Raw genomic sequence first — 20,297 nt, forward strand, 5'->3', positions numbered from 1 at the left:
GCATCCTTGACGAAAGACATAGAGACACCCCCCCGGGACATCACCACGTCCGGCCAGTTCGACGGGAGGCCGGGCTACGGTGGCGATTCAGTCAGCGGATTGTCTCGGCGAGCGGCAGTGCCTGTTCCGTTTCGCCTTGTGCGCGCAGGAACTGGTCGGCTTCCTGACGGACCTGTGCCCACAGTTCGTGAGTTCTGAGGCCCAGCGCGGTCCAGTCCGCGGATCCTTCGTCCGCGGTCAGGTGGCCGAGGAGGGCGTCGATCCGCGCGAGCTCGGACAGCGCCTCGGAGGTGAGCCAGCCCTCGTCGCCGAGCTGCCGTGCCATCACGGCCGCGTCGTCGAAGTTCAGGGCGATCTCGTCCACCGGGACGGCATACTTCTCCAGCCAGGCCAACTGGTCGTGCGCGGGAGCGGCCAGCAGCGCCACGGCGGCCAGGAGCTGCCGGTACCAGCCTTCCCAGTTCGTTTCGGTCACGGTCCGATCATGCCAGTCGGGTTCGGTGCTCCCTCCGTTCAGGGCTGCGGCAGGAAGGACACGTCCGGCCGTGCGACGTCAGGGGGAGCGGCTCGACATCCCAGGGCCCACACGCACACCAGCGCGACGCCGAGAGCCTGCGGTACAGCGCCGCCAGCTCGGGTCAGCGAAAGACCCCGCCCGGGGTCCTGCCTGCCAACGTCACCAGTCGTCGGGTGCGCTGCCCTGGCGCCGCTCCAGACGACCGGCCAGCACCCGCGCGGCCCGATCACGGCCAACCAGATCCGCAACCCGATCCAGCTCGCCCCGGACGCGACCAGTCAGCCAGCGCTGCGCACCAGGCTTCACCAGGCGCCCCCACAGCGATGTGACCGGCTCGAGAACCGGCCCCAGGTCACGGGGCACGGCAGCTGCACCCTGGGCCCACAACCACGAAGAGCCACCAACCGAAGCCCGTGCCCCGTCAGAGAAAAGTCGCTTGTCCCCGCGCAGCGGGCCCTGTCCAGGGCGCGAGGAGCCGACAGCCGACGGCTTGTCCCCGGAAGCATCCTCGCCTGCGCGCGCGGTCCGGCAATGGACCGCAACCCACGACGGCGGAGCCGGAAGAACACCCGAGATCACCGTCAGAAAAGGAATCAACAACAACCACATGCGGGTGGTCGGTGTGGAGCAGTGCACCAGCGCCGACGTATGGATCAGCCCCCGAAACCTCTTCAACCCCAGTAGTTCCAAGGGCTTCAGGCACCTCAGCTGCCGCATCGGAAGCTGAACGAACCCTGAGTGCACCAACGGGCTCGCATCCGGCGCTCTCCGGCGAGTGAGGATCGTCGGATGCACACCCGTCGAGAAGAACGAGCGGTCCTGCGGCCACACGGTCCTCGAGGTGGTCACCGACGACATGCCCTTCCTGGTCGACTCGGTCACCAACGAGCTGACCCGCCAGGACGAGTGGTCAAGGGCAACCAGCCGAAACTCCACGCTGCGCTCAGAGCCCTCCCCTGGAAAGAGGTGACCGCCCGCCGCTACGACCGCGAGCGCGGGCACGGCCGCCGCGAGACCCGCTCGATACGCATGCTCACCGTCACCGGCCTCGGCCTGGACTTCCCCCACGTCGTCCAAGCGGTGAAGATCCTGCGGCACCGCACCGACCTGAAGACCGGCCGTGTCACCCGCCAGACCATCCACGCCATCACCAACATGACCGCACGCGAGGCATCACCCCAGCTCATCGGCCGTATCACCAGAGCTCAGTGGGGCATCGAGGCCCTCCACCACATCAGAGACACCACATTCGCCGAGGACGCCTCCAAGATCCGCACCGGACACGGGCCCGAGAACATGGCCACCCTGCGCAACCTTGCGATCAACACCCTGCGGGATGCCGGCCACCGCAACATCGCCGCCGGGCTCCGAGAGGTCTCCTACATACCCTTCACCCGCCCGCTCGACCTCCTCGGACTCGCCTGACCTGCACCGCAGCATGATCAACACGACTATGAATTAGCCCTGGCAAGGGAGAGCCCAAGGAAGACCTCCGCACCGGCAGTCGCGTTTCCGCCGCTGTCAGCTGAGTTCGAACGAACTCGCCCGGTTAAAGCAGCCGATCTGACTCAGGTCCCAGTGCTTGTCAATCCACCGGTTGCCGCACTCACCTTCAAAGTTGCGGTCGGAGGAAAACCAGACGTCGCAGTGGGTTCCGTTCTCCGGGGTACTGACCGAGCTGACTTTGTCGTTCCAGCCGGAAGGCATGTCCGCGTAGCGGTAATCCTTGTCGGTGGTCGATGTGGTGCAGCCACGGGGGGCAAAGATGGCGAGGTGGGCGCCCTGCGAATTGTAGTTCACCCAGTCGTACAGAGTTGCGACCAAGACCCCGGCGGAGGCGGCGTACTCCTTCGACTGTTCGGCGGTCGTGAAGCATGCCTGTTTCCCGTTTTCGACGGTTAAGACACAGTTCGTATGGGTGGCCGTGAGGGCTGACGTCGGTCCGGGCTCAGCACTTGAGGGGCCCGCGGCCACCATGGTTGCACCGACAGCGAAACCCAATGTGACAGCTAAGCGAACTGGCGTGTGGCGCATCCGCATGATCATTTCCTCTCAATTTTGATGTGCCTACGCTGAGTGCATCCTGCGCTCCAGAGTGACGCCGACCCGACCCGCCTCGCAATGGTCCACCCGAAAAATGGCCGAGCGACACCGCTACTGCCAGTTGAATGCTGCAAACTAATGAGAGTCGAGCGCATGTCGCCCTGATTCGGCATTTACGAGAAGACGGCTTCGGATGTACCTGAACATGGGCAGTCAGCGTGAAGCGCTGTGTCCGCACGCCGAGTGCGGACGCGGCGTGGTCATGAATCTGGAGAGCTTGGCTGTCGTCCACCCACTCCACACGGACATCGACTTCCGCAGAACCCAGGTGTACGACCCGAGCGCCAACCTCGGGGAACGGGTCACCCAAGAGGTGAGCAATCGTCAAGAGTTGTGGATGGCGTTGTCTTCGGTGCCTTTGGCGATCTCGCTGAGCGCGCGGGCGGCCTCCTCTCGGACTTCCGGGTCGTGATGGTTGAGGAACGGGGTGATCGTCTCTGCGGCGGTCCGGTCCTGGGTCGCGCCGAGGATGTAGAGGCTGGATTTGAGGAGCTCGGGTTCCAAGGTGGAAAGGCCGGGGATCAACGGTTCAAGCAGTCGCAGGGGCAGCTTGTGGTGGTTGAACGCCTCGCAGATCGAGTTGAGCGCCGACTCGCGAACCGCGTAGTCCGGTTCGCTGATGGTGAGGGTGGCCAGCCGCGACACGATCAGCTCGGCGACTGCCTGGCTCAGGGCAGAGCCTCGTAGGAGGTCTCCGAGCTCGGCGGCGCGAACGTCGCGTTCCCGAGGACTTTGGGAGGTCAGTGCTTCCAGGGCCTCGTTCAGGGCATTCATGCTGCTATCTCCTCGTGACGCTCCTTCAGGACACCGCGCTCAAAGTGGGCGCCGGCGCGCACGAGGGCGACCAGGTGGGGTGCGTTGACCGTGCGCCAGCGGTTCTGCGCGGACTCGATGAGCTTGAAAGCCATCGCCAGCCCGGCCGCCCGGCTGCCGGGCCCCTTGGTCACCTCGTGCGAAGCCGCACGGTGGCGAAGGTCGACTCTATGGGGTTCGTCGTGCGCAGGTGGATCCAGTGCTCGGCCGGATAGTCGTAGAAGGCGAGCAGGACCTCGATGTCACCGGTGATCTTCTTCACGGCCTTCGGGAACTTTGCCCCGTAGGTGTCGGCGAACGCGGTGGCGTGCTCGGCGTGTCCTCGGTCCTCGGCGTTGTAGATGGCCGCGAGGGCCTTCTTCGCCCCGGGCTGGGCGGACTTCGGGAGGGCCGCCAGGACGTTCGCGGTCTTGTGTACCCAGCAGCGCGCGTCCTGAGGGAAGACCTCGCGCAGGGCACTCCAGAAGCCGAGTGCCCCGTCACCCACGGCCAGGACGGGCGCACGCATGCCGCGTCGGCGCCAGTCCCGCAGCAGGTCGGCCCATGACTCCGTCGATTCGCGGTAGCCGTCCGCGAGGGCGACCAGTTCCTTGGTGCCGTCCGCGCGGACCCCGATGACCACGAGGATGCACAGCCGGTCCTCGCCCAGACGGACGTTGAAATGAACGCCGTCGGCCCACAGGTAGACGAAGTCGACGGCTGACAAGTCCCGTTCCGCGAAGGCCTTCTGGTCGTCCTGCCACTGGGCGGTCAGCCGGGTGATCGTCGCCGGGGACTGGCCGGCGGCCGAGCCGAGAAAGCCCTCCAGGGCGGGTACGAAGTCCCCCGAAGACATCCCGTGCAGGTAGAGGAGAGGCAGTACCTCCGCGATGCGCGGAGAGCGGCGGCACCACGGCGGCAGGATCGCCGACCTGAATCTCTTCCGTTCACCGGTCTGCGGGTCAGTGCGCTTGTCGTTCACCCGCGGAGTGGCAACCTCGGCCGCGCCGGAGCTGGTCATCACCTGCCGCGGCTTCGCGTGGCCGTTGCGGACCACCAGGCGCTTGCCCGCCTCGTCACGGAGATCTTGCAGCTCTGCGAGGTAGGCGTCGACCTCAGCCTCCAGCGCGGCGGCCAGCATCCGCCGCGCACCCTCGCGCACGATCTCGTCCAGCAGCGAGACCCCATCTCGCGTCGGACCGTCCTCAGTAACTACCGTCAGCACGGGTGTGCCCTCCCGACCAGCGCAGCAACGCCGGCCATGCTCGATCCCTATCGATCCACCGGGAAGGTAGGCCCCTCCACCAGGCCGATCCACAGGTCTCGATCATTGCTCGCCGGCCGCGCCCCCCGCGCGCGCCCCGCCCCCCGCCCCCGTTATGCGCTTGGCGAGGTTGTCGATGGAGGCGATGTGGATCATGGCTTCGGAGCTGGTGGTGAGGGTCTCGTAGTCGCGGGCGAGACGCCGGTGCATCATGATCCAGCCGATGCTCCGATCTACTACCCAGCGTCTTTTCACGACGTGAAATCCGCGGACTCCGGGGTTTCTGTTGACTACTTCGACGTCGATCCGAGCTGGGCGCCATGTTCGACGACAGCGTTCTTGAAGCCGGTGTCGACCCAGCTCTTGGAGATGGTCGGGTACATCTCCTTGGCCTGGTCGAGCAGGCGTATTCCCATGGCGTTCTCGGAGAGGCCGGCGCCGGCGACGGTTACAGCGAGGATGAGACCGATCGTGTCGGTGAGGATGCCGCGTTTCCGCCCGACGATCTTTTTGGCGGCATCGGTTCCCTGGCTGGTCAGGTGCACGTTGGTGGAGGTCTTCACGCTCTGGGTGTCCATGACCGAGGCGGTTGGCTCGGGGGTGCGGCCTTCCTTGGCGCGAGCCAGGCCGGTGAGGTCGTAGTTGAGCTGGGCGAAGATTCCTCGTCGCGCCAGGCCGCGTAGTAGAAATAGACCGTGCCGTGGCCCGGGAAGTCGTGCGGAAGGTATTTCCAGGGGATTCCCGTGAGGTTGACGTAGAGAATCGCGTTGAACGCGTCACGTAAATCGACCTTGGGTGGCTGGCCGGTAGGCCTGCGGTCGAGCCGGGCCTTCCGCCAGGCCGTTAACGTCGGCCCGATCAAGGCCCATCGGGCGTCGGACAGGTCGCTGGGGTAGGGATTGCGCTGGTTCACGCCGTAGCGTGAGCATGGCTGCGGCGGAGGGTGCCGTTCCGTTGCTGCTCGGCGTTCCCGCCTCATCTTCGAACGAGACGGACTTCATGTATGAGGAGCGGAGCAAACGGGCGGCCGCGTCGAGGAGGTCACGTAGGTGAGGGGGTCTGTATGGGGCAAAAAACCTCAAACAAGACAGCCCTGAAACGCACTTACTAACCCGGGACTTTCAGCGAGGATCCCGTGCTGCCGTTCACAGCGGAACATCGCCTCGAGTGCGGGGCGCCTCCTCCACAAGGAAGCCGGCGTGGCTGCGTTCCTTCGCCGCCGCCCCGCGACCGCCGCTCACCGTGCGCCGGGCCGTACCCGTCGCTTCGGCGACGGGTACGGCGCGTCGTCAGCCGGTCGGGATCAGGCGGCCGCCCTGTACCCGGTACCTCTGGGTGGTGGCGGTGTTCGCGGGTGCTGCCTTGCCCGCGTCCCAGCGGAACATCCGGGAGGGTTCGCGGTGACGGAGCTCCAGCACGCCCCCGTTTTGGAACGGGATCCCGTCGAGGGCTTTCACGAGTGCGTCGCCCCGGCCGGTGCCGGTCATCTTCTCGTCCGCGAGCACGGTGCCGGCGGCGTTGGTGTAGCGGACCGCGGCGTACTCCTCGTTCTTGAAGTACACGTGGGACTGGTTCGTGGAATTCAGAACCGCGTGGATGCGCCCTGACACCGCGTCAAGGGCGAAGACCACCAGATCGACGTTGTCCAGTCCCCTGATGGCGATGTCCGTGCCGTGCACGACGTCGACCGGGGCGAAGATCACGTTCGGTGTCCCGTCCGGTGCGACGAATCTCTGGGTGAACTGTCCCGTCCCCGTGCCGATGCGGGTGGCTGTCACGCTCGCCACGCCCTTGGTGCCTCCCGTGGCGGACACCACCGGCTTCAGGGTGTTGCCGGGGCTGCGCTGTTCGAGGGTCGCCGCCCCGGCCATCTTCACGGAGACCACCGGAGGGCTGTAGGTGACCTTCCGCTCGACCACGGGCTTGGTACTGTCGAGGTTCTCCCAGATGCGGTTGCGCAGGGCCGGAAGCGCTGCCATGACCTTGCCGGTGTCGGCTGTGAGGGGGAAGCCCCAGGCGGCGAAGAACGGGCGGAGGTCACGTTGCGCGGTCTGGGCCGCCAGTGTGGCGAAGCGCTGCATCGCGGCGTCGGTTCCCAACGACCGGGTCAGGCCCATCTGCGCCTCGACCCGGTCCTTCTGTGCCAGGCTGGCGTAGAAGTCGTCTCCGAAAGCACGCGTGAGCTGGTCGAACATGCGCAGACGCACCCAGACGTCGGCCTTGCCGAACTGGCGCTCGGCGTCGGGCTGCGCGAGGAACTTCTTCGCCCCGTTCACCATGCCCGTGCCGTCGAGGCGACTGCGCTGGCCGAGTTCCTTCTGCACCGCGAGCGAGGTGATGTTCACGGTGACCTCGCCGAGGCCGGCCCACTTCACGAAGCCCGGCTGGTAGGTGTGGCCGATCTCGTGCCACAGGCCCCACTGGTCCGTGACCGGGCTCCTGAACAGGTCTGCCGCCGCACCGCTCTTGGTCTGGAACGTGACCCGGCCCGGCGCGGCGCTGGCGTATCCCGAGCCGGTGTCCGGACTCGCGATGCGCACCCGGTGTCCGGCCCGCTTCGTAGCGCCGGTCCCGTCGCGCGAGAGACCCCAGGTGCGGTCCGCGACGTCGACCACACGGTCGATCGACGCGGCCCGGTTCCCTATGTCCCCCTTCACGAGGTACTTCGCAAGCGAAGGACGCTGCAGCTCCGCGATGAATCGGTCGCCGATGACTACGGCGAAGGGGGCCTTCGAGGTCTGCACCTGGGTGTCGAACGCGGCGGGGCTCGTGGTCTTGTGCACGAACGTGGGGACCGCCTGGCCGCCGGTGACGGTGACGTGCGTGGTCCGGCTGCCGGCCGGGGTTTCGTCGACGAGGTTGACCAGGCCGTCCAGGGGCGCGGTGATGACGTTGGCCCCCGGCTGGAGCGCCAGCGTCACCGGGGTCTTCGCCTTGCCGCCGTTCAGGCTCTGGTAGATGCCCTCGACGCCGACGCTCGCCTTGAGGCCGGTGACGGCGGCGGGAACCGTGACGGTGATCTTCTGTCCCGCGGTCACGAACCGGCCGGCGGGCTGGAGGCTGGAGTGCCGGTAGCCACGGCGCTCATCCTTGCGGGCGGCTTCGGCGCTGCCGAGCGCTCGGACGTCGAGGTCCGATCTGTCCGCTTTGACGGTGGGGCCGTACGGCTTCGCGGCATCGGCGGGCGTGACCGCCGAGGCCCGCACCGTGAAACTCGCGAAGGGGTCTGCTTCCATGACCGTCACCGCTGCCATGGCCATGGCCAGCGTCGCGGCCGCAATCACCATGCGGCGGGACAGTACCGTCTTCCTCGTCATCGACCACTCCTCCTGGAACATCGGAATGAGACTGAAGGTTTCACGGGACTGGAATTCGATCGAGTTCTTTGAATTTCCAACCGAACAGGCCGAATATCGAATGAGGATTTGACTGCGATCGGCAGGCGCCTGATGGCGTAAACACCCGTGGAGCCGCAAACCTTAACCAGCGCGCGCGCTTTGCGACAAGCAGCATCTTCCATTCTCAGTCTGACGTGCGGTGAAGGACGCCAGACGGAAGGTAATCGAGCCCGCCGCCTCGTCCGCGATACGACCGCTAGTGCCGTGGCCGGGCAGGTCTGCCGGGTCTCGGTATCCGGTGCGGTGTATCGCAAGGCGGAGGGCCGCCGCTCGTACCGGACGTACTCGGGTGGTCCGACAACACGGCGAGGTGCTGTGCCGGGCGCCGCGACCCGGTGGACCTTTCCGGTCACGGCACTAGCCTCGCCGTTTCGGTTGGGGCTGCTGGGCGGCTGAGCGAGGTTGTTGAGGCCGTGTCGGCCGGTGGACATAGTGAGGGCCCGACGCGGGGTCGGGTTCTCCAGGGTGGGTTTGATCCGCTTTGACGGACATCGGAGATCAGGGGCTTTGGCCCCGGAAGGATGATGTTCATCATGGAGAGCATGGGGAAGAAGAAGCCGCGTCCTCGCCGCTCGTTCACGGCGGAGTTCAAGGCCGAGATCGTCGAGCTGTGCCGGCGGGGTGACCGGTCGGTCGGTCAGGTCGCCAGGGATTTCGAGCTGACCGAGACGGCAGTGCGGAGCTGGGTGAGGCAGGCCGAGGTCGACGCCGGCGAGCGGGACGGCCTGACCAGCAGCGAACGCGAGGAACTGGCCGCACTACGGCGGGAGAACCGTAGGTTGCGCGAGGACGTCGACATCCTCAAGCGTGCGACGGCTTTCTTCGCGACGGAGACCCGGTGACGGTGCACCCGTTCATCGAGGCGGAGAAAACCGCAGGTCACAACGTCAAACGGACGTGTGAACTCCTCAAGGTCTCCCGGACCGCCTACTACGCCCGCCGCACTGGCACCCCTGGCCCCCAGGCGGTGCGGGACGCCGAGCTGACCAGTCAGATCACCGCTGTTCACCAGCAGTCCCGCAGCACCTACGGTGCCCCGCGTGTTCACGCCGTCCTCAAGCGCGAGGGCGCCGACTGCGGACGCCGCCGGGTCGCACGGCTGATGCGCCAGGCCGGCCTGACCGGCAGGCACCGACGACGCCGACACCGCACCACCATCCCCGACCCACACGCCTCCACCCGACCTGACCTGGTGCTTCGCAACTTCCAGCCCGATTTCTCGGCTCTCGACACCCGCTGGTGCGGAGACATCACCTTTATCGCCACGAACGAGGGCTGGCTCTATCTGGCCACCGTGATCGACATCGCCTCACGCCGCGTCGTCGGCTGGGCAACGGCCGACCACCTGCGAACCGAGCTCGTCGCCGACGCACTGCGGACCGCCTGCCGGACCCGGCGGCCGGCCGGTCCGGTGATCTTCCACTCCGACCGCGGCTGTCAATACACCAGCCGTGAACTCGCCTTGTTGGCCGCAGAGTTCGGCATTCGTCTGTCGGTCGGACGCACTGGGCAATGCTGGGACAACGCGCTCGCGGAATCGTTCTTCTCGACCCTCAAGAACGAGCTGGGCGACACCGGCCCCTGGCCGAGCCGGGCTGCCGCACGCACCGCGATTTTCGAGTGGATAGAGAGCTGGTACAACTTGCACCGGCTCCACAGCAGCCTCGGCTACCGCAGTCCTGCCGAGTACGAGGCCGCCCTCGCCGCCTGACCACCACACCAAAGGTGTCCGTCAAAGCGGAACAAGCTCAACCCTGCTGGAGGCCGTCAGTGCCGCGATCGAGTCCCTGGCCGGCGACGCGCCGGTCGCCGCGGTGAAGGCAGCCCGCCAGTTGGAGATCATCGCCCAACGGACCGGGTGCTGGCCCGCGAACCAGGCCCGCTCCCAGGGACCGGAACAGGTGGCTGCGGCCCTCGGACTGAACGTGGATCAGACGCGTTCTCTGCTGGCCCGCTTCGGACGGTGGATCCCCTACCGCTGACCTGCGCCACCGCGCGTGGTGGCGGCCCGCCCGGGCCGACGCGCGAAGTAGGACCCGGGCGAGTTCCACCTCCAGCCTGCCAGCACACCGCTCACGGACAGGCGGCCACGCTGCGCGTGGGCGGGAGGTCGGTTCGTGCGGCCCAGCCCGGCTCTCCGTCGCTGCCGGTGAGTCGACACCCGCCATTCAAGTGATCTTGGTGTCCGGCGCGGTAGTGATTCGTTTCTTCCCTTGTGGCGGTCGTGGGGATCGCCGGTCATGGAAAGAGCAGTCGCAGATGACGCAGCCCATTCGTATCGTGTTCCGCTCCGCACTCCGCGATGCGCCCGCTGTCGGGGAGGGCCTGCGAGTGGCGCTCTATCAGGGCCAGGGGCCGGTCGGGAGCCGGGAGGCGGTGCGGCAGAACATGGACCGGCTGGCCGAGGTCACCGCTCTGGCTGCGGCCTACGACTGCCAGGTGGTGGTGTTTCCGGAGAAGTACACCACCGGCTACGCCATCGACCCCGGCCAGTGCCGGGAGCTGGCAGAGCACCGCGAGGGGCCCTCGATCGACCGGGCCCGCCTGGCCGCCAAGGAGAATAGGCTGGCCGTGGTCCTGCCCTACCCCGAACGCGACGGCAGCGACTTCTACGACTCCATCAGCGTGATCACCGCCGACGGGCAGGTGGCCGCCAACTACCGCAAGACCCACCTCTACGGAGCGGCCGAGCGACGCAACTACTCCTTCGGCCAGGAACTGCCGCCCCTCGTCACGATCAACGGCATCACGGTAGGCGTACTGAACTGCTACGAGTGCGAGTTCCCGCCGCTCTACCAGTACCTCGCCGAACACGGCGCACAGATCGTGCTGGGCCCCACCGCCGCCGACGGCCACTTCCGCCTGGCCGACGGCACCATGAGCCGCGTCCCGTACCAGGACGCCACCCGCCACATCATCCCCGCCATGGCCTCCATCTGGCGTCTGTTCGTCGCCTACGCCAACCGCCGCGGCTGGGAACAGGTCCCTGCCGGCGCCTGGCAGTACCAGGGAAACTCCGGCATCTGGGGACCAGACGGCGAACCCCTGGTGGCGGCCACCGCCGAAGACCGCCACCAGGACTGCCTCCTGATCGCCGACTGCCTGCCCGGAACGATCCCGCCCTTCAGTCCCGAAGGCCACCACCCCACCGACAACCGCCTGGCCCTCAACCCGGTCCTACGCCCCGCCCGCTGAAAAGGCAGGCCGGCCACCTGGCGATGCACACAGCGGCTGCTCGCACTGACAGCGCCCCGTCACGGGCGCTGATGGCTCGTGTCAGGGCGGTGCAATCCGAAGCGTCCGATTACTGCAGCGTGATTCCATCGACGGGCAGTTCGTATGAGTAGTAGCGGGCCGCGGGCGTGCTTTCCTCGTATGCGTCGTAGCCCTGCTTCCCGGCGTCCCTCTTCCCGATGCTCACCGGAGTTATGGTCACCGCGCTGGCGGTCCCGGTGGTCACCAGAGTGAAGGCGCGGGCGAGGGCTTCGAGTCCTTCGGATGCCTGTCCGGCTCGATGGTCGGCGAGGAATCCGGCTTCCCTGCCGATGGCCTCGATCAGCCGTTCACGGGCCACGGCGACGGTGGGTGATTCCAGTACCTGGATCTGGGCCGGGATCTGCTGGATGCCGTCCGTAGCTGTGTCGTCGGACGTCTCGGGGACTACTTGGTCGTCGGACATGCGCCTGTCTCCCTACCGGGTCGGCTCCCTGCCGCCCAGGTCAGAGCGTCGCAGTATGGATCGTCTAGGATCAACGACTCCCGGAGGAACGGCCGGGAACCGCCAGAGTGGCGCGAAAGGCAGCCCCGTGACGATCGTGACCGGGCCCATCCAGCAGGGGGCGGAACGACCGGGCCGTCGGCCACGCTCTCGTCAGCTCCTGCGGTGGGCTTCCAGAAAACCGTTCCTATCGAACGCACAGGAGAGACGGTGCGAAAAGGGGCGGGCGGGGGCAACTCCGCTCGGGGCACCCGTCACCGACAGGCACCGGTGACGTTCATGAAGCGGGGCGCCCGGTGCCGGCCGTGGTCCGGCCGAGGTGCTGGCGTCCTTCATATCGGTTCCAGCGAAGGCTCCAGTGCCGGGAGATGGACCTGACCTACCGCCTCACCGGCGACGGAGAGTTCGGTGCGGCACTCGACACCTGGGTGAACCCCAACTACGGGGACGTATAGCCGGACTTCCAGCTGGAGGCCCTGGTCGACGGCAAGTGGAAGAACCTTGCCAAGCCGGAGAACAACGCCGCCTTCCACCTGCCGCAGATCCCCGAGGGCTTCAGCGCGGCCTCCGGCGAGTGAGTCGTGCACCTGCGTGCCCAGCTCGGCAAGGCGACCCAGGTCAAGGAGGCCGTCGCCTTCAGCCTGCAGACTGAGATCGGCCTGGCCGAGGGCAACACCTACCCCTTCGCGTACACCGACGGAAAGTTCCAGCTCACCCCGGCCGCGCCCACCACCCCGGCCCCGACGAAGCCCGCGCCGACCACCCCGGCGACCCCGACCCCCGCCGGCACCCCGACCCCCGCCAACACCCCGTCCGCGACCGGCTCCCTGGCCCACACCGGCTCCGACTCCAACGCCGGCCTGTACACCGGCCTGGCCGGCGCGCTCATCGCCCTCGGCGGAGCTGCCGCCTGGCTCGGCGCCCGCCGCCGCAACGCCACCCGCGGCTAGTACTGCAACGGTGTTTGCTGTGATGGTTTGTTGGCTTCTGGCGGTGTGTGACCGCGTCGTTTGTAGTGGCTGACACGTGCCTGGAACTGCCGTCGCCGTCGCCAGTGTGACCAGTGCAGGACGTGGTCGATGCTCGCGCGGGGCCGGGTAAGCCGACTGATCAGACGTCGGAGTTCGGGCAGGGTGAGGGGTATGAGCTGGGAGGATCCGTTTCTGCTTTCCCGGTATCCAGTGCTCGGCCGCGCAGGACGGTGAGGCAGACGTGGGCGGCCATGGCCAAGGTCATGTGGCGGTGCCAGCCGTCGTAGCGGCGGACCTGGTAGTCGTCCAGGCCGCACTCCTGTTTCGCGGTCTGGAAGCATTCCTCGACCGCCCACCGGCTTCCCGCGACGCGGATCAGCTCGTCCAGAGTGGTCTCGGCCGGGCAGTAGGCGATGTAGTAGGAGATCTCCTCGGGCCGACGAATGCTGCGGCGGGCGATCACCCAGTGCCGGCGGTCCTCGCGGTGCCAGGGCCGGACCTCCACCCTGGCCCAGTCGTAGACCCTCGGGCCGTGGGCCCCATTGCCGCAGGAACGACGCTTCCACTTCTGACGGGGCAGACCGGGAAACAGGTCGTGAACAGGATGGTCCATGGCCCAGCGGGAGACGACGGTGTCGTGGCGGGTGGTGGCCATGACGTGGAAGACATCCGCCCGCTCCAACTCCGTGCGCCAGCCTTTGGAGAAGCCGTAGGCCGCGTCCGCGGTCACCCACCGGAAAGGAATCTTCTCGGCGATCGCCCGGCGGACCATGGCCTTGGCCATCACCACCTTCGTCTCGAAGCCGACCGAGTCATCGATGCCGGCGGCCCGGCACCGGTCGCGGTCATCCGTCCATGACGTGGGCAGATACAGGCGGCGGTCGATCAGGGTGCGGCCACGGCTGCCGGCATAGGCGAGGAACACCCCGATCTGGGAGTTCTCCGTCCGGCCGGCGGTCCCGGAGTACTGGCGCTGGACCCCGGCCGAGCGGACGCCCTTCTTCAGGAACCCGGTGTCGTCGACGATCAGCACCGCATCCGGATCGCCGAGATGCTCGACGACGTAGTCACGGACGTCGTCCAGGACCTCGTCCGCGTTCCAGTCGATCCGGTTCAGCAGCCGGTGGATCCGGTCCGGACCGGCATGCCCGGCCTCCTCGGCAAGCGTCCACCCGTTCTTCCGCTCCAGCGGAGCTATCAGCCCCCGCATATAGGCAAGAGCCGACTCACGCGGCTCCGACCTCGAGAAACGGTGCACGAACCGCTCATGCAAAGCCTTCAGTTCACCAGCCCACAACCGGGCATCCCCAAGTTCCCCACCCATGACCTGACCAACGACCGACCTGCCCAACCGTCACAGCAAACACCGTTGCAGTACTAGGGCCGTGGCCGGACAACAACGCGGGGCCCGGCACACCAAGTGCCGGGTGATCGTCACCCGTGGCTCTGCAGGCTGTGCGCGAGCTCGACCTGAGCACTCCGTACGCACGCTGCACGCTGCACCTGGGCACCTGGTTGGAGGTGATCGGGCTCGCCCTCGCCAGCCGGGCCGGATCCCGACTCGCGAACTCCTCCGGCATCGCGGTGGGCCGTATGACGTTCCTTCGGCGGGTTGCGGCTCGACCTGCCCCCGAGGCCGAGGTGCAACGGGCCCTCGGCATCGGTGATTTCGCCACCCGGCGTGGGGCCACGTACGCCACTGTGATCACCAATGGCGAGACGCATCAGGTCATCGATGGCCGAGCCAGCTTGATCCCTGCCGGCCGTACCCGCAACGGCTCTGGTCAGAGGGGTGCACGACGCCCTGGCTCTACATCGCCGGACGCGGCTATCCCGACGGGTACGCCTCCGTCCGCGACTACCTCGCGGCCTTCCGCCCCTCTCCTGGGACTCCGGCGCCCGGGACTTCGATGCCGTTACACCGAAGGCGCCGTGAACCGCATCAAGAAGACCAGGACGCAGCTCTACGAGCGAGCCGGCTTTCGCCTGTTATCGCCGGCCCCGGCCACGATGGCTTAGGGGCTCCATGCGCTGGAGCCCGAGCCATGGGGCGCCCCGTTTCTTCCCACGGGCGAATGCGTCGTCAGTGCTCGGCGAGCCGGAAGAATAGGCGCGGAACTGAGACGCGAGGCGCAGGACGCGGCCTTCCTCGGTGGCGGTGTTGCGGGCTTGGAGACGGGCGCAGAGACCGGACGAGTCGCAGAGTTCCACTTTTGAGGGGTCACGACCACATCACGGGGGGTGCTCCCGCGGTGGGAGCGCGCTCCGAAAGGCGCGGCGGAAGCACTGGACGCGCCTGAGGTCCGACTTGCCGTGTGGCCGTACGGCGATGAGGTGGTCGCCGATCCTTCAGGCCGATGGAGTCGTCCGGGCCGCCCTGCGTGGCTACTCCGCCGCGGTACGGAGCGAACGCCGTCGGGGGCGGTCCGGTCTGCGGGCGGACGCCGATCCTTCAGGTCCACTCGGTGGGCCTGAAGCCAGTCTGGGCTTCGGTTTCGGAGTGGTGAGCACTCCTGTAGGGGTGTCCGTTCAGTCGGGACAAGATCACTGCGGACCGCATCGCCGGGTGTCACTATCGAAACTTTGTTCTCATCCGGTGGTAGTAGATGGGCGGGAGGATTTCGTGCCGGAGGAAGCGGTTCCCTGGTTGAGGGTCCTTCCTGAGGCAGCGGCCCAGTGGGCCGCTGGTCTGATTCGCGGACTGCCTTGGTTCTGCCAGGCTGGCGAGGTTCTTGTGCCCGGATGATGCCGGAGGCATCGCAATGACGCGATGTCTCCGTTCCGCTGAGCCGGGGCCGGGCCGCTGTCTATTCGCCGCCTGCTGGCGGATTTCTAAGCACCGCCGTTCCAGGCGGCTTCGGCATGTTTGCGCACTAGTCGATTAATCCTGGTTTGCCGGTTCGTAATTACCGGTGAACTGCTTCCGCGTGATGGGATTGAGGAGAAATAGAGACCATGGGAAATCATTCGAAGCGTCGTACTCAGGGGAGGCATCGGAAGCCCGCCGCGACACGCATCGTCCCGAGGGAGGGGAGTCTTGGTGTGAAAATTGCTGCGATCGGACTGACTGCGGCAGCGGGTGGTTCCCTTGGTGCGGGTCAGGCTTTTGCCTTGTCGGGCCCCTCCTCTGGCTCAGAGAGTAGCGTGGTTCAGCCTTCTGGTACGGGGCCGAAGTTTACTGCGCAGGCTTGGCTCAGCGATTCGGCGAACTGGCAGCATTTGACGGAGGGCGCAGGGCAGGCTGACTACGTTAAATGGCTGAAGAATCAAGGCTATGCCGTGGACACGAAAAACGGGCTGCATATTTCATATTCAGGCCAAAAATATCCATATAATCTGGAGCAGTTGGAGGCGCTGCAGCTCCGTTTTCTGGCGAAAGAACATGCCCAGTGGCTGCAGGGGGAGTATGTAAGTTTCCTTCGTGATGCCGGGGTTCCTGAAGATGAAATCAGGCCCATGGTTTTGCGTGAACTCCCTGGCGCAGTTTCGATCCTTGAGACTGAACATGACCGACTTTATTTCGGCCAGTCGGGGAGCGGCCAACCCGAGCCGGGCAGCGAAGGAGAGAGGCTGTATAACATATCGAAAGCCGATCTTGAGGAGAAGCAGAGGGTAGAAAACGAAAGGGCAGCGAAAGAGAATGCCTTGGAGATAGCGAGAGTCGAGGCCGAAGGCGGGGAGCCGAAGCTACAGAAGCCGAAAAATGTGGGGCCCGAGGTCTGGCATGGATTTTGCTCTGAGGTTGACTGCTATAACCAGCTTTTTAGGGATCAGAGTGCACCGGGTGCGGAGCCTGATCCGGTGCGACGTACGGAGGCTGTCGAGGCTAGAGGGCAGGGCGAAGGCGGGAAGGGTAAACCGGTCGGAGAGTCCAAGGCGCTCTGCAGGTCGTGTGCGGCAGCTATGGCTGCTGCGGGAGTTTCCGCTCAATCGGAAAAAATGAAGCCCGCCCCGGGTGCTCAGGCTTTCCCGAAGGAAGGTAGCAACTCGGGGCAGGGAAGGGGCAAGGCGGAGGCGAGTAAGCCCGGTACGTCGTCATCTGGACAGGGGGAAGGTAATCCTGTCCCGGACCCTGGAGGCCAGTCGAAGGAGAACCCAGGCCCGTCGCGCGGGGAGGAACTGGGCGGGGGCGGACAGGTTGACCCTTCGGCCTCGTGCCGTCCGAAGCGGTCGGTGGCGTCGCCGGATTGTGGTCCTGTCGAAGGCGCGGACGAGGCCGGCGAGGACGAGAAAGGGCCGCGGTCCGCAGAAGAGGCGGGCGGCGGGGCCCAGGAATCGTCCAGGGCCACGGAAAACGCGGAATCCGAGCAGGTGAAGTCGGTCTTCAGTGACTTGGCGGAGAAATACGACCTGGACATGGTGACGTCCGACGGCGCGTCGCTCTCGCCCGGCGACATCCACGCCCGGTTCAGCGACCACGATGCGCTGACCCCGGAACTGAGATCCAACTTGCGGGAGACGCTGACCTCTACCGGACGCGGTGCCAGTCGAGCGCTGGGCCTCGCCGGGGCGGGAATGTGGGCGAACGGGGTGTACGAAGCCTTCCACGATGACACCACGAGCCTGGACAAGGCCGCCGCACTCACGGCGATCGTGCCGTTCGTCGGGTGCGGCACCCAGGCCGGCGCCAACGCCGCTGGCGGACAAGTGGATGTAGTAGACACCGCGTTGTGCTTCACGGCCGATGCGCTGGAGATGACACCGCTCTGGCCGGTCGGACTAGCGGTCCAAGGAGCCCGCTTCGTCGCCGCGGAGGCCAGGACGATGGGGTTCCCTTCGGCCGATGCCTTCGTGGACGCCCGTGACGAAGGCTGGCAGAACAGGCTGGAGGAGCTCCGCGCCGACGGGGGTATGAAGAAATTGGTCGCCAAGGCCGCAGAAGTTGAGCACCAGCAGATCGAGGCGCACAAGGCTGTCGTCCTGCATAACGCCGCCGAGAAGATCATCGAGATAGAGAACGGCGATGAGTCGGACGCAGTCAAACAACAGATGAAGACGGCTGCGGAGAACGCTGCCGCCGAACAGGTCGAGAGCCTTTCAGTCAATGCGCGTGAGCAGTCCCAAGCCGCACTCCACGACTACCTCGTGGAGGAGTCCAAGCAGTACAACGAAGAGTTCATCAAACAAAAAGTCGACATAGATCAGTGGAAGCAGCCAAACTGGGCTTTGGAGTTGGCTAGACTCGACTCCCGGGAGGATCGGGAGAGTCACATCTCCTCGTTCATCACCGCGCTCCGATACCGCAACGCTCTGCCATCCGTGCCAAGCGTCGATGAATTGAGGTCGGACTTCCAGCAAGCTCGCAAAGATCTGGAGAAGGAAGATCAGGGAGGCCGGCAGCACGACGAGCCGCTTGACGACGACACGGAGGAGCCGGACAAGTTCAGATTCGGCTTCCCCGGGCAGAAGGGCGACCCGCAGCAGCAGCAGGAGCATAAGCAGGACGCTGCCCAGAAGACCGACGAGCAGACTTCCTCGACCACCGACGGAAAAGACCAATCTACGTCGGATCTGGTACAGGCATCGGATTCCGCACTCGTTCCCGAGGAATCCACCGAGCCCCCGGTCGGCTCGTTGAAGGGTTCGTCTGATCAGGCTGGGGTTGTGTCACCGGAGCGGTCAGCTGAAACCCCGGATCCGGCTGCGGTTCGGGTTGGGGTGACGGATCCTGCTGCGGTCTCAGCTCCAGGAGAGGCCCCCGTCCCCGCTGCTGCCGTGCCTGCGTCTGGGGAGTCGGGTTCTCCTGTGGTGGGTGGTACGCCGGCCAAGTCCGCGCCTGCTCCCGCGGTTGACGTGGCGCCTGTGGCTGGTGCTTTCCCTCCGTCGGAGCCTGTGACGGGGGCTGTGCCGGCATCGGTGAATGCCGCGCCGGGGAGTGGTGTGTCTGCTCCGGGGGACGGTACGCCCGCGGTAGCCGCGTCTGTGCCTGCGCCGGCGTCAGAGGGTGTGCAGGCTCCAGTGGATGCCGCACTTGCTGCTGTGCCCGCGGACGCTTCGGGGGCTGGGGCGGCTGTCGCGTCGGTGCCGGTGGAGTCGGTGTCTGCTGTGGGGGGTGGTGTGCCGGCCGAGGCTGTGGCTGCTCCCGCGGTTGACGCGGTTGCGGTGCCTGTGGCTGTGCCTGTGGTTGGTGGTGTCCCCGCACAGCCTGCGTCCGCGTCGGAGGCTGCGGAGGCCGCCCCTGCGTCCGCCCTTGCGTCTGCGCCTGTGGCTGCGTCTGCGTCTGTGTCGGAGACTGCGCCCGCCGTGGCCGCGCCTGCGACGGAGGGTGTGCCGGTTCCGGTGGATGGTGCGTCTGCGGTGGCCGTGGCTGATCCCGCGCTTGGTGCTGTGGCCGCGGACGCTGAGCCTGCACCCGAGTCTGTTGCGCCTGTGTCTGAGGGGTCTGTGGGCGTATCTGATCCTGCTCCTGTGCCTGTTGTGGCTGCGGTGGTTCCTGAGGCGGATCCGGCGGTGTCTGCTCCGGTGCAGTCCCCGGTGTCGCAGGATCCTGTTCCTGCGGCGGTTTATGTTCAGGAGGAGCAGACGCCCTCGGCGGAGCAGCCGGCTCCGGTGCAGGAGGAGCAGCCGGCTCCGGTGCAGGAGGATTCGGGTGTGGATCAGAGTGGTGGCTGGGAGGGCGACGGTGTTTCCTGATCTCGGACGGCCTCTTGGGTGGTTGGTCTCGGGGTGAGGCCTCGCGGGGAGGGGGGAGAGGACGGTTCCGTGGTCGACAGTGACGGGCGACCGGGGCGCTCAGCCGGGCTATTGTCCGGTAGAGCGCGCTGGTCGCCTCGTACCGGCTCACGAGGCTGGCCTCTCTTCCCGGCGGCTCACTGCCCTCTCTACCGTGCCCAGTCGATCCCGAGGTCGGCGAGTGCGGCGAGTTGAGCCGGTTGAAGTCGCGGTGTTGTGAGTGGAGCCAGCGTCCGATGTCCTCGCCGTGCCGGGTGACTCCGGGCAGGATGTCGGCGATACGGGCGCCAGAGGCCAGGAGTTGGGTGAGGCCGTCGAGGTGGCGTTGCCAGTCGGCGGTCCAGCCGTTCTCGCGTGGGTGTGAGTTGGGGGTGTGGTGGCGGGGGTTGGGTGTCATCCATGCATGACATGAGAAACCAGGCTTGACCGGCTCGACAGCAGTCCGTGATGGCTGTCATGGGGTGACCAAGGTGCTGTCATTTGCCGATATCACGGGGGTGGTCTGGCTGTCACGGGGTTGAAAGTTCCTGTGTCTGGGGCGGTCGGCATGGGCTGTGCTGGCGGGTATGGCTGCTGGGTTGGGTCGCGGTGTACCGGGTGAGGACTCGTCGCTCGCTGCGGGGGTGGGTGCGGGGCGTGGTGTGGTGGTTCGGCGTCTGCTCGCGGTGGAAGAGTCGGGGGTTGTGTCACGGCTGCATGTGAAGGTCGCTGCGGGGCTTGCTGGGGTGTCGGAGCGGACGGTGTGGCGTTGGCTCGCTGAGGGGCGGGCGGGGCGGATTGAGGCTAGGCCGCGCCGGGGCGGGTTCGCGCTGAGCGATGCGCTGTGGGCCGTACTCGCGGAAGAGGGCGGGAACGTCTCGGC

At 66.6% G+C, this 20,297-nt stretch carries 13 protein-coding genes and 3 pseudogenes; 7 read left to right on the plus strand and 9 right to left on the minus strand.

All coding sequences use genetic code 11. The annotated features are described in order from the left end of the window. Positions 1-91 precede the first annotated feature (91 nt). A complete protein-coding gene (locus OG389_RS00110) occupies positions 92-475 on the minus strand; it encodes a hypothetical protein (RefSeq protein ID WP_328296388.1) in 384 nt (127 codons plus the stop codon). A gap of 201 nt (positions 476-676) precedes the next feature. Then, positions 677-880, minus strand: coding sequence for a hypothetical protein (locus tag OG389_RS00115; protein WP_328296389.1), 204 nt, complete (start codon positions 878-880; stop codon positions 677-679). Between the two features lie 436 nt (positions 881-1,316). On the opposite strand from OG389_RS00115, the pseudogene OG389_RS36635 reads away from it, so the two are divergent. Both OG389_RS36635 and OG389_RS00125 read left to right on the plus strand, forming a co-directional pair. After that, positions 1,317-1,421, plus strand: a pseudogene (locus tag OG389_RS36635) (hypothetical protein); the annotation flags it as partial. 62 nt (positions 1,422-1,483) lie between these two features. Further along, positions 1,484-1,942 (plus strand): transposase, encoded by a 459-nt coding sequence (locus OG389_RS00125; protein ID WP_328296391.1) that lies wholly within the window; start codon positions 1,484-1,486, stop codon positions 1,940-1,942. A 96-nt stretch (positions 1,943-2,038) separates the two neighbouring features. Here the strand turns inward: OG389_RS00125 and OG389_RS00130 are convergent, their stop codons facing one another. The 5 genes and pseudogenes from OG389_RS00130 to OG389_RS00150 all read right to left on the minus strand — a co-directional run bounded on the left by OG389_RS00130 (position 2,039) and on the right by OG389_RS00150 (position 7,993). Then, positions 2,039-2,557, minus strand: coding sequence for a hypothetical protein (locus OG389_RS00130; RefSeq protein ID WP_328296392.1), 519 nt, complete (start codon positions 2,555-2,557; stop codon positions 2,039-2,041). 387 nt (positions 2,558-2,944) lie between these two features. Next, the gene (locus OG389_RS00135; RefSeq protein ID WP_328296393.1) at positions 2,945-3,394 is read right to left on the minus strand and encodes a HEAT repeat domain-containing protein; all 450 of its coding nucleotides are present in this window, start codon (positions 3,392-3,394) and stop codon (positions 2,945-2,947) included. Beyond that, positions 3,391-4,637: pseudogene (locus OG389_RS00140) on the minus strand (IS256 family transposase). Before OG389_RS00140 ends, OG389_RS00135 begins: the two are co-directional and overlap by 4 nt. A 102-nt stretch (positions 4,638-4,739) precedes the next feature. After that, a pseudogene (locus OG389_RS00145) lies at positions 4,740-5,589 on the minus strand (IS5 family transposase). Positions 5,590-5,965: 376 nt separating this feature from the next. Then, positions 5,966-7,993, minus strand: coding sequence for a M60 family metallopeptidase (locus OG389_RS00150; RefSeq protein WP_328296394.1), 2,028 nt, complete (start codon positions 7,991-7,993; stop codon positions 5,966-5,968). A 614-nt stretch (positions 7,994-8,607) separates the two neighbouring features. On the opposite strand from OG389_RS00150, the gene OG389_RS00155 reads away from it, so the two are divergent. From OG389_RS00155 to OG389_RS00165, 3 genes are all read left to right on the plus strand, one after another. Further along, positions 8,608-8,916 carry a transposase gene (locus OG389_RS00155; protein ID WP_443059179.1) on the plus strand — a complete coding sequence of 103 codons (309 nt, stop codon included), beginning with the start codon at positions 8,608-8,610 and terminating at the stop codon, positions 8,914-8,916. After that, the gene (locus OG389_RS00160; RefSeq protein WP_328296395.1) at positions 8,913-9,785 is read left to right on the plus strand and encodes an IS3 family transposase; all 873 of its coding nucleotides are present in this window, start codon (positions 8,913-8,915) and stop codon (positions 9,783-9,785) included. The genes OG389_RS00155 and OG389_RS00160 overlap by 4 nt, the downstream gene beginning before the upstream one ends. A gap of 620 nt (positions 9,786-10,405) precedes the next feature. Next, positions 10,406-11,269 (plus strand): nitrilase-related carbon-nitrogen hydrolase, encoded by an 864-nt coding sequence (locus OG389_RS00165; protein ID WP_328296396.1) that lies wholly within the window; start codon positions 10,406-10,408, stop codon positions 11,267-11,269. 109 nt (positions 11,270-11,378) lie between these two features. Here the strand turns inward: OG389_RS00165 and OG389_RS00170 are convergent, their stop codons facing one another. Next, the gene (locus OG389_RS00170) at positions 11,379-11,753 is read right to left on the minus strand and encodes a hypothetical protein (RefSeq protein ID WP_328296397.1); all 375 of its coding nucleotides are present in this window, start codon (positions 11,751-11,753) and stop codon (positions 11,379-11,381) included. A 620-nt stretch (positions 11,754-12,373) separates the two neighbouring features. Here OG389_RS00170 and OG389_RS00175 point away from each other — a divergent pair. After that, entirely contained in the window at positions 12,374-12,742 is a 369-nt protein-coding gene (locus OG389_RS00175) for an LPXTG cell wall anchor domain-containing protein (RefSeq protein ID WP_328296398.1), read from the plus strand. A gap of 160 nt (positions 12,743-12,902) precedes the next feature. Here the strand turns inward: OG389_RS00175 and OG389_RS00180 are convergent, their stop codons facing one another. Next, positions 12,903-14,087 (minus strand): IS701 family transposase, encoded by a 1,185-nt coding sequence (locus tag OG389_RS00180; RefSeq protein ID WP_328296399.1) that lies wholly within the window; start codon positions 14,085-14,087, stop codon positions 12,903-12,905. Positions 14,088-16,042: 1,955 nt separating this feature from the next. Here OG389_RS00180 and OG389_RS00185 point away from each other — a divergent pair. Further along, complete coding sequence (locus OG389_RS00185; RefSeq protein ID WP_328296400.1) at positions 16,043-19,396, plus strand: hypothetical protein; 3,354 nt, start codon at positions 16,043-16,045, stop codon at positions 19,394-19,396. Positions 19,397-20,297 lie beyond the last annotated feature (901 nt).

The sequence above is a fragment of the Streptomyces sp. NBC_00435 genome (genome assembly GCF_036014235.1).
In the GTDB taxonomy this organism is placed as follows: domain Bacteria; phylum Actinomycetota; class Actinomycetes; order Streptomycetales; family Streptomycetaceae; genus Streptomyces.